The following is a 15,607-nucleotide window of genomic DNA, read 5'->3' on the forward strand; positions in this document are numbered from 1 at the left end:
GCTTAGTCCGCATCGAGGATGCGCTGCTTTTCTGCCTCCGGATCGAACTCGGGCGCGGGCCACGACAGGTTAAGGTGCCGCAGTGCATCGACGATGAGATATTTCAGGGCCATGCGCGCGTACTTCTTATTATCCGTGGGGATAACAAACCATGGTGCCCAGAGTTCATCCGTCCGGCGGATGGCATCTTCATAGGCGGCCATGTATTTATCCCAATAGCCGCGCTCTTCAAGGTCTGAAGGATCGTACTTCCAGTACTTATCCTCGCGCTCGGTCCGCTCGATGAGGTTTTCCTTTTGGAACTCCGGCGAGATGTGCAAAAAGACCTTGAGGATCTTTACCCGCTTTCCGGCGAGCTCTTGTTCATATTCGCGAATCGCCTCGAAGCGACGATCGATCTCTTCCTCATCCACCCACTCGTGCACGCGTTGAATCAGCACGTCCTCGTAGTGGGAACGGTCAAAGGCCACGACTTGGCCAGGAACCGGATCGTGTTTGCGGATGCGCCACAGGAAATCGTGTTCCATTTCCTCTTCCGTGGGCTTACCAAACCCCACGGTCTTAGTACCCTGCGGATCAAAGACGGAAAAGACGTGACGAATCGCCCCGCCCTTGCCGGAGGTATCCATGCCTTGCAGGACCACTAAGAGCGAAGGTGCGTCATCGCTATGCGCCCTGCCATTAGCAAAGAGGCGTTCCTGCAAATCATAGAGCTCATCGTCGTAGCGTTCGAAGCGGTCCGCTAAGTCAGACTTTGAGCCATCGAATCCTGGAGTCGCCGTGGGATCGACATCTGCAAGCTGAAAGGTTTTTCCGGCGCGCAGGTCTAGCGCATCTTTGATCTTAAATTTACCCATGACACACAGTGTACAAACGCCAGGGTGTGGAGCGGGTGGAGCGGGCGAACCGGGGCTGGCTCCCGCGGCGACTCGCTGCAGGAGACATGACCAGTTCCCCAGCTTCATTGCTTCTTAAACTAAGCAAGCCGGGGAACTCAGGAAACTGGGAATGGGTTAGGAGTTATCCTCTTCCGATTCCGCACGTGGGGAGGCTTCCCCAGACTCCTCTGGCGTCTTCGGCATTTCTGATGCCTCTGCGTGCGCCGAAGGCTCAGAGTCCTCCCGGGAATCCTCGGCTTCCGCGTCGTCGCTTTCTTCCTCTTGACCGACGCTATTCATCGGGCTCAACTCAGAACGAGATTGCGCGACGTCATCCAAGACCGCGTGGATATACGGTGCGGCTTGATCGTGGGAATACTGCGAGGCCAGCTCCACGCCTTCAACGACGGCCGTCGCGGTGGGAACGTCCGGATTAAACAACAGCTCCCAGACCGAAAGGCGCAAGATTGCGCGATCGACGGCGGGGATCCGGTGCAGCTCCCAGTTCTGGGAAAGGTACCGCGAGATCGTGTCATCGATAGCGTCTAGCTCTTCTGCGACACCTTGGACGATGACCTTGGTGTAATCCGCGATCGGCGCTACCGCGTGGCGATCCTCGCGCGCCAAGGCAACGCGGTCCTCAACGATGGCAACGGGATCAACGTCCCTGTTCTCCGCTTCATAGAGGATATCCGCTGCGCGCCGGCGCGCCCGGTAGCGCGCGGTATGCCGTTTATGATTGATATCCCGCTTAGCAGTGTTATCAGACAAGATAAGGCCCTAGTTGTTGACGCGGGACAGGTACTCGCCGGTGCGGGTATCGATCTTTAGTACATTGCCGATTTCAATGAACAGCGGGACCTGAATCTCGGCGCCGGTCTCCAGCGTGGCGGGCTTGGTGCCGCCGGAGGAACGGTCCCCCTGCAGGCCTGGCTCGGTGTGCTCTACCTTGAGGTCGACGGAGATAGGAAGCTCCGCGAACAATGCCTCATCCTCGTAGAAGGAGACCTGCACGCGCATGTTTTCCAGCAGGAAACGTGCGGCATCGCCGAACTTATCCGGCGAAAGCTCAAACTGCTCGAAGGTCTTTTCATCCATGACGACATAGCTGGTGCCGTCGTTGTACAGGTAGGTCATATCGCGACGGTCCACCGTGGCGGTTTCTACCTTGACGCCCGCGTTCCAGGTCTTGTCCACGGTCTTTCCGGAAACAACGTCCTTGAGCTTGGTGCGCACGAACGCTGGGCCCTTGCCCGGCTTCACATGCTGAAACTCGGTGATCTGCATCAGCTTGTTGTCAATCTTGAGAACGAGTCCGTTCTTGAAATCAGTAGTATCAGCCATTGCGGTTAAACTCCCGAATATTGTGGTTGAAAGGTTGAAAGCAAAGTATAAGCCTACCGGATAGCCCGCACCCGCTGGCCCACCGGTACCCCCCTAAATCTCCTCCCCGGAAAGGGAGGAGTCGCAGGGGCCAAGCCTACCTATGCGGGTAGCTCAGTAAAGTCCTTGGAGGCGGCGGTAATGATCTTCGGGGCCCCATCGGTGATAATCAGCGTATCTTCGATGCGTACGCCGCCCTTGCCCGGCATATACACGCCCGGCTCGATGGTCAGCGTCATCCCTGGCGCCAGCTCACCCTTACCGGTCGTGGCGGCAAAGGGTGCTTCGTGCACGTCCAAGCCCACGCCGTGCCCGGTGGAGTGGACGAAGTAGTCGCCGTATCCGGCATCGGCGATAACGTTGCGGCAGGCGGCGTCGACATCGGAAAGCGACGTGCCCGCTACCGCAGCCTCCACGCCAGCCTGCTGGGCGCGCAGCACCAGATCGTAGATCTCCTTGGCAAAGTCATTTGCCGTGCCCACGACATAGGTGCGGGTGCAGTCGGAGTTAAATCCGCGCAGGTGAGCGCCGAAGTCGATGGTGACCAAGTCCCCGTCCTCGATCACGCGATCGTCCGCGCCGTGGTGCGGCATGGCGGAGTTCGGGCCAGAGGCCACGATGGTATCGAAGCTCACTCGCTCGGAGCCTAGGATGCGCATGCGGAATTCCAGATCGGCGGCAACTTCGCGCTCCGTGCGGCCCGCCCGCAACTCGCCGGCGGCAAGAAGATCTTCCAAAGCCTGGTTAGCAAGCGCCGCGATCTCCTCGAGCTTTTCCAGTTCTACAGCATCCTTCGTGATGCGGATGTCCTCGATGATTCCGGTAACGGGCACCAAGGTGACCCCATTCGGTGCGGAATCCTTCAGATCTTCCAGTTCCGATACGGACATGTAGTCGGCTTCGAAGCCGACGCGAACCGGGGTCTCATCCTTGTCGAATTGCTGCAGGAGCACCTTACCCACAGAACGGCCCTCGACCGCCTCAAGATCCGGGACTTCCTGGGCAATCTGGGTGGTATAGCGGCCATCGGTGGCCATAAGCGCGGAAAGATCCTTGCGCAGCAGCATCCCGCCGTTGGAGCCGGAGAATCCGGACAGGTACCGGACGTGGATCAAGTGAGTTACCAATACCGCATCAATGCGCTGACCGGCTAATTCCGCGGCTAGCTTCCGGCGGCGATCGCTGAAACGGGTATCTGCAAGTGCCATAAAATCATCCTTTGCGGGGAACGTAGTGAAGCTTAGAAAAATTTATTCTTCCACTATAACTATTTCCACAGCGCAGGTGGCTAGGTTCGAAGGCTTCTTTGCATCCGCGCCCGAGGGGCATGGATCTGGCCGGTGATTATTGGCACAGATAGTCCACCGCGGCGCAGTATCCAAAGACCCCCAAGCCGGCGATAACGCCGCGGGCAATGGGGCTCAAATAAGAATGGTGCCTAAACTCTTCCCGGGCGTGCACGTTGGAGATATGCACCTCCACGAAGCCGGCGCCATCGGCAATCTCTGCCAGGGCGTCGCGCAGGGCGACGGAGGTATGCGTCAGCCCACCTGGGTTAATGATGACGGCACTTCCGGCATCGGCGGCCTCGTGGACCTTCTCAATGAGCTCGCCTTCAAAATTCGACTGGAAAAACTCGATGTCTGCCCCGTGCTTCGCCGCACGTTCGGACACCAGCTCTTCGACATCGCGCAGCGTCGTGGAACCATAGACGTCCGGTTGACGCTTGCCCAACCTATTTAAGTTCGGGCCATTGAGAACAACGATTTTCATGTCTACTCCGTGATAGCGGCATACGCCGCTTCTAGTTCTTCGCGCGTCGGGCCCTCTATCCGCGTCGTCGCGCCGATTCCGGTGAGCGCCACGAAGCGAATCTTGCCGTCGCGGTTTTTCTTATCGTGGGTCATCGCCTCATATAGTTCCGCGAATTTGCCTGGTTGATACGTCGTAGGCAGGCCGATATTGGTCAGGATGCTGCGGTGCAATTCCACGAGGTCCGCATCTATCAGGCCCCGCTGATGGGAAAGGTGGGCGATGAACATCATGCCTACGGCGACCGCATTGCCGTGGCGCCACGCGTAGTTTTCCTGCCTTTCTATGGCGTGGCCAAAGGTATGCCCATAATTGAGGGTCTCGCGCAGCCCGGCTTCCTTGAGGTCTTCTCCCACCACCGCTGCCTTCACCGCGATGGAACGCTCAATCAGATCGGGCAGGACACCGTGCGGGTCAAGGCAAGCACCTGGATTTTCCACGTAGCGTTCCACGATGACCGGATCATGGATGAACCCGGTCTTAATGATCTCCGCGGAACCAGCCACGATTTCCGCCTGCGGCAGGGTCTCTAGGCGCTCCAGATCGACGAATACAGAGTCCGGCTCGTGGAAGGCGCCGACGAGGTTCTTCCCGGCCTTCGTATTGATTCCGGTTTTCCCGCCCACCGCGGCATCAACCATGGCGAGAAGGGTCGTAGGAACCTGAATGACCTTAATGCCGCGCATCCATCCGGCGGCGACAAAGCCTGCCATGTCCGTGGTTGCCCCGCCGCCTACACCAATGACGACATCGCTGCGGCTAAAGCCGGCCTCACCAAGGCGGTCCCACACGCCTCCCACCACGCTCAGTTGCTTGGCCGCCTCAGCATCCGGCACCTCGCACAAGACGGGGGCGACGCCCTGTAGTTCTACGGATTTCGCGAGTTCTTCTGCGGCGGTGCGCAGGGCAGGCTGGAAGATCACCGCCGCCTTATCGGCACCCGTGTCCGCGCAGCGCCGCGCGATATCTTCGCTGAGACCCGCTCCAATGCGGACCTCATACGGGCTCGGTCCGTTAACGGCGATGGTAGGCATTGGGTTGTCCTTTCTACGCAGCGATAACCTGCGGGGATGCGGGTGGGGTTCCCGGCTAGAGGGTTTCTAAAAAGCCCAGGATATCACCCACGACCTGCTGCGGGGAGCGAGTATCCGTGCGCACGCGAAAATCGGCTACTTCCAGGTAGAAAGGCCGGCGCGTTTCCACGATTGACCGGTAATGTTCAACCGGGTTATCCGCGGCCAGCACCGGGCGATTGCGATCGCCGGCCGTGCGGCGCGCGCCTTCTTCTGCGGAAATATCGAGGAAGACGACGGTGTGGCGCTCCAGAAGCTCGCGCGTGGAGGCCGTCATCACCGCGCCGCCGCCCAGGCTTACTACCCCACCCTTCTGCAGGGCTTCAGCGACATGTTCGGTCTCGAGCTCGCGAAATGCCGGTTCGCCTTTCTCACTAAAGACCTCGCCGCAAGGTTTTCCCTCGGCCATTTCGATCAGGTGATCCGAATCCACCAGATCGCAATTCAGCGCATGCGAAAGCCGGCGGCCAATCGTGGATTTTCCCGCACCGGGCGGGCCAATCAAAACGACGCAAGGATGTGGTTGTCCCGTTACATCGGTGGGCGTTGTCATCATTTACTCCTGGTTAAAGGCGAGTCGCTGCGATACGTATTCTTCATATGCAGCAATGGCGCGGGAGGTTTCGCTCAAACTATCCCCGCCAAATTTATCTAAAACTGCGCGCGCTAGCACGAGGGAGACCATGGCTTCAGCCACAACCCCTGCTGCCGGCACGGCGCAAACATCTGAACGCTGGTGAATTGCGGTGGCATCCGCACCTGTTTCCATGTCAATCGTGTGCAAGGCACGCGGCACCGTGGAAATCGGTTTCATAGCCGCACGGACACGCAATTGCTGCCCGTTGGTCATGCCACCTTCCAAGCCCCCGGCCCGGTTGCTAAGCCTTGTGACACCAGCCCCGGTGCGGACCATCTCATCGTGGGCTTCGGAGCCGCGCCGACGCGCCTCTTCAAAGCCATCGCCGATTTCTACGCCCTTGATGGCCTGAATGCCCATCAAGGCGCCGGCAAGTTGTGCATCCAAGCGGTCATCGCCGGAGATATGTGAGCCTAAGCCAATGGGTAGGCCATCGACGATTACCTCTACGATTCCGCCTAAGGTATCGCCCTGCTTCTTTGCGGCTTCGATCTCTGAAATCATCGCGGACTCGGCGTCCTTGTCAAAGGCTCGCACCGGAGAGTTATCAATGTCTTCAATATCCGCAAAACTCGGGGAAGCGCCGGTATAGGGCTGCGATGCGCCGATGGAAATCACGTGGGAGAAGACTTCAACGCCTAGCGTTTCCCGCAGGAAGTTCCGCGCTACGGTAGCGGCGGCAACCCGCGCGGCGGTCTCGCGCGCAGAAGAGCGCTCCAAGATGGGGCGGGCTTCGCTGTGGTTATATTTCACCATGCCGGCGAAATCGGCGTGGCCTGGCCGCGGGCGCTGCAAGGGCGCGCCACGGCCCGAATTCATCGCCCTGGCTACGTCCTCATCCTCCATATCGATGGGATCTGCGGACATGACGGTGGTCCACTTCGGCCACTCGGTATTGCCAATCATGATGGCAATGGGACTACCAATGGTCAGCCCATGACGTACGCCGCCCAGTAGCGTGACCTCATCGGCTTCGAACTTCATGCGCGCACCGCGGCCATATCCTAGGCGGCGCCGCGCAAGCTGATGGGAAATATCAGCACGGGTAATGGGCACTCCGGCCGGCATGTGCTCCAGCATGGAGATCAGTGCCTGGCCGTGGGATTCACCAGCGGTAGTCCAACGAAGCATGCGGGTATTATCGCACGCCACCTATCCACAGGGAATAACTAGGCACCCCAATATATTCGCCTCCCCCTCAAAGAGGGTATGCACTGCCATGACCAGTCCAGCGGCCACGAGCATCGAAGGCCCGTGGGGCACACCAGCTTTGGCCCGCGCGATGCCGCTTGCGATCAACGTGAGTACAGCGGCGCCACCACAAGCGATGAGGACGGCCAAGGGCCCTGCTGTTGCACCGACGAGCATGCCGAGCGGAAAGGCCAATTTAATATCTCCCCCGCCGATGCCAGCGCCCCGCAGTGCTACTAGGAGGTACAGCACCGGCCAGAATAACCCGCCCCAATTAACAACAGTGAACGATAGAACCCCTGCTGGGATGGTCAGCGCATCGGGTAAGCGCCGCTCGCGAATATCCCACCAGCTCAAGGCGGCTGCCCACAGGCCATAAAGTATTCCCCCGAAAATACCCATGGCATAAGGCTAAGCGCCGCCTTGCCCCTCTTCATGGCAAGGCGGCGCAGTTGGGCGTATTCCCAGCGTGGTTAGAGGTTGCGCAGGCGAAGCTCTTCCTGCAGGGCCGCGACCATCTCTTCGCGCGGTGCGGTAAGGCCAGTGAATTGCTCGAATTGGCTAAATGCTTGATGTGCCAGCATGACGTGCCCGCCCACGGTGAAGTAGCCATTCGCGGCGGCGCAGGCGGCGAGCGTCGTGGGCCACGGGTGATAGATCACATCGAGCACTGGGGCGTGGGCAAGCTGGAAGCGATAGTCCTCTAACGCAGCCGAAGGCACGGTGGAAATGATCAAATCCGCGGAGCGGGAAAGGTCCTCGAGGTCATCGTCGAAGGTGGCATACTGCAAATTGAGCCCGAGCCGCTCGGCCAAGGGCTGGAGTTCTGCTTGGCGGTTCGAGCGGTTCAAGATGGTGACTTGGTCGATTCCGCGTTCTGCCAGAGCCCACAGCGCTGGGCGGGAAGTTCCGCCCGCGCCGATGATAAGGGCCTGAGACACGGGGCGGAGCCCAATGAGTTCTTGCAGGGCGCCGCGCACGCCCTCGGTATCGGTATTATCCGCGCGCCACCCATGTTCGGTGCGCACCAAGGTATTGGCGGACCCGATAAGCCGTGCCCTATCGCTTTGTTCCTCTGCTACCTCGAGCGCGGCGAACTTACCGGGCATAGTCACGGAAAAGCCGTGGTACTCGGTGCCGCATTCTTCCAAGAATGAAACGAGGGTATCGGCCGTCACCTCAAAGCGGGTATAGGACCACTCCTTGAGCCCCACAGCTGCATACCCCGCGTTGTGCAGGATAGGCGATAAGGAGTGCGCGATGGGGCTACCGAGTACTGCGGCGCGCGGCATGGAGAGCGTCTACCTTTCTGGCTGCGGCCTAGTGCCTACTCAGCCGGTTGATCCGAGGCGGCATCGCCGTTGCCGGCGCCTGCTCCCTCGCCCTCGCGCTGAGAGTCAAGGACGCCGGAGCGGATGGCGTCGTCCACGCGGTCAAGGTGCTCATCGTAGGTATCAGAGAACACGGTGGTGCCGTCCTTATCCACGGTGACGAAGAACTTCCAGCTACCATCGGCAGGTTCTTCCATGGCGCGGATTGCCTCATCAGACGGCGAGGAAATCGGGGTATCCGGCAAGCCTTCCTTAGCGTAGGTATTCCACGGCGTCTTCTCACCACGCGCTTCATCGGTGGTGGCCAGCTCGACATCCTCCAGACCGTAGTTCACGGTGGAGTCGAACTCGAGGCGCATGGGCTCGTCCAAGCGGTTCAGGATAACGCGGGCGACCTTGTCGAATTCGCCGGCAGGTGCCTCGCGCTCCACCAAGGAGGCAGAGGTCAAAAGCTCGTACGGCGAAAGCCCAATGGCCTTGGCGCGATTTTCAATATCGGTTTCCTCATAGCGCTTAGCGGAGCGGGTAATGAGGTCCTTCAGGATATCCTTGGCGCTCATATTCGGGTCCAGAACGTACTGGCCAGGGGCAATCAGGCCCTCAATACGCTTCGGGTCATTGCCACGCTTCTTGATAGCGTCCAGTGCCCAGTCGGGTGCGCCGAGCTCCTTAGGATCGGTTTCTGCCGCTGCCTTTTCCAGCTCTTCCTTCTCCAGGCAGTTGCCGTCATCGCAGCTGACCTGGGAGATCAAGGAGTAGATGCCAAAGCGCACGTCACCACCGACGACCTTGACATCCTCCAGGGTCGCACCGCCTTGGACCTCAAGCATGTCCACGCGGTTGTTTTCATCCAGCAATGCCTCTACCGCATTCGCCGCACTCATTTCTTCCTGCAGGCGGTAGAAGCCAGGCTGAATCTGGCTGGCGCTGTGGTTCATCGATGCCGCAGAGTCGAATGCCTCTTGGGTCTTGACCACATTCTTTTCCACGAGCGTGGGACCCAGCTCGGACATGGAGGACCCTTCTGGGACCTCCACCAATTGCGTGGTGCCGTTACCGGCCCCTTCGTAGTCGGCCGAAGAAGTGCCGATGCGTACTCCGATGTAGATCAGAGCTCCTAGAATAACGATGACGGATGCGACCACCACGGCGATGCCGCGCTGGCGCCGCTTGACGTACTTATCATCCATCGATCGCCCGAGGCGTTGTTGGTTACGGCTCACGTGTTTAGTCTCCTGAGTTTGAAGGCTGGGCTACTACATCATCCGAGCGGAGCGCGTTAGCACGCCCATCCAGCCAGGACTGTAGTATTTCCACCGCTGCAGCTTGGTCAATGATTTTTCTGCCCTTCTTTTCGGACACGCCGGACGCGCGCAGCGCGGTGGTTGCCGCTACCGTCGTCAAACGTTCATCAGCCAAGCGTACTGGTGGTGGAACTTTATCTATATTTTCATCTTGATTCAAGCGGCGTCGAATCCGAAACGCAATTTCTTTCGCGTGTTTTACACTTTTTGACCCATTTCCGTGTAAATCACGCGGCAAACCAACAATGACTTCTACCGCGGTATATGCCGCAATAAGCTCGAGAATTCGATCAATGTCTTCTTGATCGCGGTCTTTGAAGCCGGTCTTCCTGGGAACGGTTTCCACAGGGGTAGCGAGGGTGGCCTCGCGGTTGGATGCCGCGACGCCAATTCGCACTGTGCCCACGTCGAGTGCTAACCGGCGGCCCTCGCCTGGGTCATCCACTCCGGGGGAATCTGGTTCAACCTTTGCCACAATGAATCCCTATCGCGACTGCAACAGATCCTTGACGGCCTCAAAGCCCCGCTGCGCACCTTCCGGCGCGGTACCAGAGCCCTGCGCCATGTCTGGCTTGCCGCCGCCGCGACCGTTGACGTATTCGCCGAGGCGCTTGACGATGTCCCCTGCTTTCACGCCCTCGTCCACAGCCTTGCCCGTAGCGGCGGCGATGAACGGGAACTTGCCCTTATCCACCGCGCCGAGCACGATGACCGCTGCCGTATCCTTCATGCGGTTGCGGATATCGGTGGCCACGGTGCGCAGGTCGCCGCCCGAGGTGCCATCGGGAAGCTGGAGCGTAATGGTCTTGATGCCATTGACCTCGGTAGCCGAGTCGATGATTTCAGAGGCGCGCGCGGTCAGTTGCGCCTTGCGCAGGCCCTCGATTTCCTTTTCGGCCGCCTTGAGCCGCTCCGAAAGCTGCGAAATGCGCTCTGGGAGCTCCTCCGACTGCACCTTCAACTCGCGGGAAACGCCTTCTACCAGCGCGGTTTCCTTGGAGTAGTACCGGAAGGCATCCATGCCGGAGTAGGCCTCGATGCGGCGGGCACCGGAGCCCACTGAGGACTCGCCCAGCACGGACACGGGTCCGATTTCTGCCGAGGAACCCACGTGGGTGCCGCCGCAGAGCTCGATGGAAAATGGTCCGCCGATTTCTACCACGCGCACTTGGTTGCCGTAGTTTTCACCGAAAAGCGCCATGGCACCCATCGCCTTGGCCTCTTCCAGCGAGGTCTCGATGGTGTTGACGGCCATATTGGAATCGATCGCCTGGTTGGTAATAAGCGCGATTTCTTCCATTTGCTCCTGGCTCAACTGCTCGGTGTAGTTGAAGTCGAAGCGCAGGTAGCCCGGGCGGTTCAGGGAGCCCGCCTGCACTGCGGTGGGTCCCAGCACCTGCCGCAGAGCCGCGTGGATGAGGTGGGTAGCCGAGTGGGCCTGGGTCGCACCGTGGCGCCACTTCTCATCTACGGAAGCCTCAACGGACATGCCCAGGTCGAGCCCACCGGCGGTAACGGAAGCCTTGTGTACCCACAGCTTCTTGCCAATCTTCTGGACGTCATTGACCTCCAAAAGGGATTCGCCCGCAGAAATGCGGCCGCGGTCAGCCATCTGTCCACCGGACTCAGCGTAGAGCGGCGAGTGGTCCAAAATGACCTCAACCTCATCGCCCTCGTGCACCTCGTTGACCTTCTGGCCGTCTTTGACTAGGCCGATGACGTTCGCTCCCGAGACCAGTTCCTCATAGCCGGTAAATACGGTGGGGTTATTATCCACCCAGTCGCGGTACAAGGAGAGATCGGTGTGGCCGTGCTTTTTGGCCTGGTTATCGGCCTTGGCGCGGCGGCGCTGCTCGCCCATGGCGGCATTAAAGCCGTCCATGTCCACGTCGAGGCCGGCCTCTTGCGCCATTTCCAGGGTGAGGTCGATGGGGAAACCGTAGGTATCGTGCAGCTCAAAGGCCTTGTCACCGGAAAGCACCTTTTGGGTCTTGGCGCGGTGGGTGGAGCGCAGGTCGTCCACGGCTTCATCAAAAAGCTTGGTGCCAGACTCCAGCGTCTTCAAAAACGCCTTTTCCTCATTGATGGCCACGCGCAGAATTCGCTCGCGGTTATCCGCAATCTCGGGATACGACGGGGTCATGGTATCCATGACCGTATTCATGAAGCGCTCCATGGTAGCGCCCTCGGCACCCAGCAGCTTTGCCGAACGAATGATGCGGCGCAGCAAGCGGCGCAGGATATAGCCCCTGCCCTCATTACCTGGGGTAACGCCATCCAAGATGAGCATCATGCCGGTGCGCGAATGGTCAGCCACCACGCGGAAGCGGATATTATCCTGCTGCGTTGCCTTCTCGCCGTAGGTGGCGCCGGTAAGCTCCTCAGCAACGTCAATAACCGGGCGGAGCAGGTCGGTTTCGTAGACGTTGTCTACTCCCTGCAACAGGCAAGCGACGCGCTCGATGCCCAAGCCGGTATCGATGTTTTTCTTCGGCAGCTCTCCGACGATCTTAAAATCGCCCTTTCCGGTCCCCTCACCGCGCTCATTTTGCATGAACACAAGGTTCCAGATTTCCATGTAGCGGTTATCATCCGCAATCGGGCCGCCGTCCTTGCCGTATTCGGACCCGCGATCGTAATAGATTTCCGAGCAGGGCCCACATGGTCCCGGCACGCCCATGGACCAGTAGTTATCTTCCATGCCCAGGCGCTGGATGCGCTCTTCTGGCACGCCGATCTTATCGCGCCAGATTTCCGCTGCCTCATCGTCATCGAGGTACACGGTGACCCACAGGCGCTCCGGGTCAAGGCCAAACCCGCCGTCGGCTACGTCTTTGGTCAACAGGTTCCATGCATTGGAAATGGCGCCTTCCTTGAAATACTGGCCAAAGGAGAAATTACCCGCCATTTGGAAGAAGGTGTTGTGGCGGGTGGTAATGCCCACCTCCTCAATATCCAAGGTGCGCACGCACTTCTGGATAGAGGTGGCAAGGCCTTGCGAAAATGGTGGGGTCTGCTGGCCCAAGAAATAGGGCTTGAAGGGCACCATGCCCGCGTTAACGAAAAGCAGGTTAGGGTCATCCAGGATCAAAGAGGCGCTGGGGACAACCTCGTGACCAGAATTGACGAAGTGCTGGGTAAACCGTTCCCGGATCTCATGAGTCTTCACGAGCAATAATCCTAACTGTCTAAGCTTTTATCTTCCATCAAGAAGCTTTCTAACCCATCCAACTTTACCTACTGGTGGGCAGGCTGTGCCCATCGGTGGGGCCAAAACCGGCCATGCCGTCTCGCACTCAGGGGCGCTTGCCACGAAGTATCCTGCGCAAACGGCCAATATAGTCAAAGATTCGCTTCTCAGCGCCGTGTTCGGTGGGCTCATAATATACGGCGCCCTCGAGCTCATCGGGCAGGTATTGCTGCTCCACTACCCCGCGCGGGTCATCGTGGGGATAGGAATACCCTGTCGCATTTCCCAGCCGCTTGGCGCCCTCATAGTGCCCATCGCGCAGGTGCGGCGGCACGTGGCCCACCTTGCCGGCCGCGACATCGGCCTGCGCCTTAGTAATGGCAGCGATGACGGACGGCGATTTCGGCGCCGTCGCCAAGTGAATCGTTGCCTGCGCCAGTGGGATGCGCGCTTCCGGCAAGCCGATCATTTGCGCGGCCTCGGCGGCGGCGACGGCGACTTGCAAGGCGGTGGGATCAGCCATGCCAATATCTTCTGAGGCGTGAACCATCAGGCGGCGGGCGATAAACCGGGGATCTTCGCCGGCTTCCACCATGCGCGCTAGGTAGTGCAGCGCGGCATCGACATCGGAGCCGCGGATGGACTTGATGAAGGCGGAGGTCACGTCGTAGTGCTGGTCGCCGTCGCGGTCATAGCGCACCACCGCGCGATTCACGTTATCGGTAATCGTGGTTGCGGTGATCTCGCCGCCATCGTCAACTGCTTCCGCGGCCGCTTCAAGGTAGGTCAGGCTGCGCCGGGCATCACCACCAGAAAGCACGACGAGCTGGTTTAATGCCTCATCAGTAATGGTTAAGTCGCGCTCGCCTAGCCCCCGATCGCTGTCTAACGCGCGGCGCGCTACGCCTTTGAGGTCCGCCTCGCTCAGCGAGTGCAGTTGCAGTAGGAGCGAGCGGGAAAGCAACGGCGAAACGACCGAGAATGACGGGTTTTCGGTCGTCGCTGCAACGAGCAGAACCGTCCGGTTTTCCACCGCCGCCAGCAAGGCGTCTTGCTGGGTTTTGGAGAAGCGATGAACCTCATCAATAAAAAGCACCGTCCTGCGGCCGTGGATAAGTTCTTGCCGGGCGTGGGTAATGACTTCACGCACCTGCTTCACCCCTGAATCAAGGGCGGAGAGGCCGACGAAGTTTTGGCCCATCTGGCTGGCTATCAGCGAGGCAATCGTCGTCTTGCCAGTACCAGGCGGCCCATACAAAATGACCGAAGCCTCGCCGGACCCCTCGACCAAGCGGCGCAGCGGCTTGCCGGGGGCAAGGAGGTGGTCCTGGCCCACGACCTCTTCTAGAGTCTGTGGGCGCATGCGAGCGGCCAAGGGCGAACCGGAGTGCGTAGCAAAGAGATTGGCTGTGGGAAAAGACGATGGCGAGCCTTCGCCGCCCATGCTGCCGCCGGCATTGGGAGAGGCGCCGAAGAGAGAATCCTGGCTCATGTGGTTTTAGCTCCCCAGAAAGGTGTAGTGATTATTCGTCGTGGACGCGGCGGGCAACGATGGTGCCAAACTCCGCGATGGACGTGCACGGTGCGGTCCCGCATTGGGCGGCGTAGCGTGCGAGCGCGTCAAAGGTTTCGTACAAATCTTGGCGCACCAATAGCTCGTCCTCATTAAAAGGGCCGCTTTCCGGCGGGCGCAGGATCGAACGCTTTGGGTCATGGACAATCTCCGCGTCACCGCTAGCAAGGGCAACCAGTCCCTCAATTCCGCCAGCGTGCATCGTGGTCACGCTCGACAAGGCCCAGCCGATGAGGGAAGCGACGATAAGCCCGTGCAGTTCGTCTTCGTCGGCAAAGCGCGGCCACACCTCAGATACCTCGCGCGACCATGCGGCGAGGAATATATCTGCTTCCTTATCCGTAATTGGCTTAGAAAACAGGAACTGCGGGAAGCCCGCGATAACGCACGCGACGTCAAAGCCCACGTTCCTAAAACCGGCCCATTCATAGTCCAAGAAGTGCAGGCGCTTGGAGACGATGATGTTATCCGGCGATAAATCGAAGGGAGTAAAGGCCCTATCCTTGCCGGAGGCGAGGGATTCAGCGGCTTGATCGGCTAAACTGCGGAAGCTTTCGGGGGCTTCAAGCCCCGCCTCATCAAGCAGGCTCAGCCCGATGCCGATGGAGCGATACAGGGACTGATCGCGCACAGATTGGTGATCGGCGTATTCCGGGTTATGCCGCAAGGTGCGGTTGAGCAGGGTCTCGAAATCCTGCTCATGATCCGCGGTGCCTACGTGGATATGCCCCAATGCCGTGCCCAAGGAGCGCAGGATCCGAATGCGATCCTCATCGCCGGATTCTAAGAGCACATCCGCAAGGGTCTCGGCCTCCCCCAAATCCGTCAGGACGATGATGCGCCGGTCTAAATCGTGGGCGAGCAGCACGGGTCCAGGGCGCACGTCTTCTGCTAAGGCGGTGGTGAATTGATAGGCCACGACCTCGCGCAGCATTGCTGCGTCATCCACGCCGTAGCCGGTAACCGGATTGTATTTGATGACCACAGAGCGATGCGGCAAAAAGGCGCTAGGGGCAACCTTCGCGCGCAGGACTAAGGCATTGCCGGATCCGCCTAAATCCTCAATGTCTGACATTTCCGGCGTGCCACCAAAGCGGCGCGACAACATTTCCGATGCGGCACCAATGACCTCATCGGCCGAAAGCACTGTCTGTGTATCAACCATAGTTCTATCCAGTATGCCCGCCAACACAAAGCGGGGGCTACACCCTCGCCGCACAAGTGTCCGCTGCGGC

At 59.5% G+C, this 15,607-nt stretch carries 15 protein-coding genes; all 15 read right to left on the reverse strand.

Annotated elements, in window-relative coordinates:
- Positions 1 to 2 precede the first annotated feature (2 nt).
- Complete coding sequence (locus CACC_RS06670; protein ID WP_005279052.1) at positions 3 to 857, reverse strand: PPK2 family polyphosphate kinase; 855 nt, start codon at positions 855 to 857, stop codon at positions 3 to 5.
- 156 nt (positions 858 to 1,013) lie between these two features.
- A complete protein-coding gene (gene nusB, locus CACC_RS06675) occupies positions 1,014 to 1,649 on the reverse strand; it encodes a transcription antitermination factor NusB (protein ID WP_005279051.1) in 636 nt (211 codons plus the stop codon).
- A gap of 9 nt (positions 1,650 to 1,658) precedes the next feature.
- Positions 1,659 to 2,222, reverse strand: coding sequence for an elongation factor P (gene efp, locus CACC_RS06680; protein ID WP_005279050.1), 564 nt, complete (start codon positions 2,220 to 2,222; stop codon positions 1,659 to 1,661).
- 140 nt (positions 2,223 to 2,362) lie between these two features.
- Entirely contained in the window at positions 2,363 to 3,469 is a 1,107-nt protein-coding gene (locus CACC_RS06685; RefSeq protein ID WP_005279049.1) for an aminopeptidase P family protein, read from the reverse strand.
- Positions 3,470 to 3,605: 136 nt separating this feature from the next.
- Complete coding sequence (aroQ, locus tag CACC_RS06690; protein WP_005279048.1) at positions 3,606 to 4,034, reverse strand: type II 3-dehydroquinate dehydratase; 429 nt, start codon at positions 4,032 to 4,034, stop codon at positions 3,606 to 3,608.
- A 2-nt stretch (positions 4,035 to 4,036) separates the two neighbouring features.
- On the reverse strand, positions 4,037 to 5,107 hold the full coding sequence (aroB, locus tag CACC_RS06695) for a 3-dehydroquinate synthase (RefSeq protein ID WP_005279047.1): 1,071 nt from the start codon (positions 5,105 to 5,107) through the stop codon (positions 4,037 to 4,039).
- A gap of 55 nt (positions 5,108 to 5,162) precedes the next feature.
- Entirely contained in the window at positions 5,163 to 5,702 is a 540-nt protein-coding gene (locus tag CACC_RS06700) for a shikimate kinase (protein WP_005279046.1), read from the reverse strand.
- The gene (aroC, locus tag CACC_RS06705; RefSeq protein ID WP_005279045.1) at positions 5,703 to 6,914 is read right to left on the reverse strand and encodes a chorismate synthase; all 1,212 of its coding nucleotides are present in this window, start codon (positions 6,912 to 6,914) and stop codon (positions 5,703 to 5,705) included. It abuts the gene before it with no gap.
- 21 nt (positions 6,915 to 6,935) lie between these two features.
- Positions 6,936 to 7,376 carry a prepilin peptidase gene (locus tag CACC_RS06710; protein WP_005279044.1) on the reverse strand — a complete coding sequence of 147 codons (441 nt, stop codon included), beginning with the start codon at positions 7,374 to 7,376 and terminating at the stop codon, positions 6,936 to 6,938.
- Between the two features lie 71 nt (positions 7,377 to 7,447).
- The gene (locus tag CACC_RS06715) at positions 7,448 to 8,266 is read right to left on the reverse strand and encodes a shikimate dehydrogenase (protein ID WP_005279042.1); all 819 of its coding nucleotides are present in this window, start codon (positions 8,264 to 8,266) and stop codon (positions 7,448 to 7,450) included.
- 35 nt (positions 8,267 to 8,301) lie between these two features.
- Entirely contained in the window at positions 8,302 to 9,495 is a 1,194-nt protein-coding gene (mltG, locus tag CACC_RS06720) for an endolytic transglycosylase MltG (RefSeq protein WP_005279040.1), read from the reverse strand.
- A gap of 37 nt (positions 9,496 to 9,532) precedes the next feature.
- Positions 9,533 to 10,084, reverse strand: coding sequence for a Holliday junction resolvase RuvX (gene ruvX / locus CACC_RS06725; protein WP_035108461.1), 552 nt, complete (start codon positions 10,082 to 10,084; stop codon positions 9,533 to 9,535).
- Positions 10,085 to 10,093: 9 nt separating this feature from the next.
- Complete coding sequence (gene alaS, locus CACC_RS06730; RefSeq protein ID WP_035108459.1) at positions 10,094 to 12,778, reverse strand: alanine--tRNA ligase; 2,685 nt, start codon at positions 12,776 to 12,778, stop codon at positions 10,094 to 10,096.
- A 127-nt stretch (positions 12,779 to 12,905) separates the two neighbouring features.
- A complete protein-coding gene (locus tag CACC_RS06735; RefSeq protein ID WP_005279034.1) occupies positions 12,906 to 14,291 on the reverse strand; it encodes a replication-associated recombination protein A in 1,386 nt (461 codons plus the stop codon).
- A gap of 31 nt (positions 14,292 to 14,322) precedes the next feature.
- Entirely contained in the window at positions 14,323 to 15,537 is a 1,215-nt protein-coding gene (locus CACC_RS06740) for a phosphotransferase family protein (protein WP_005279032.1), read from the reverse strand.
- Positions 15,538 to 15,607 lie beyond the last annotated feature (70 nt).

It is taken from the genome of Corynebacterium accolens (genome assembly GCF_023520795.1).
GTDB lineage: Bacteria > Actinomycetota > Actinomycetes > Mycobacteriales > Mycobacteriaceae > Corynebacterium > Corynebacterium accolens.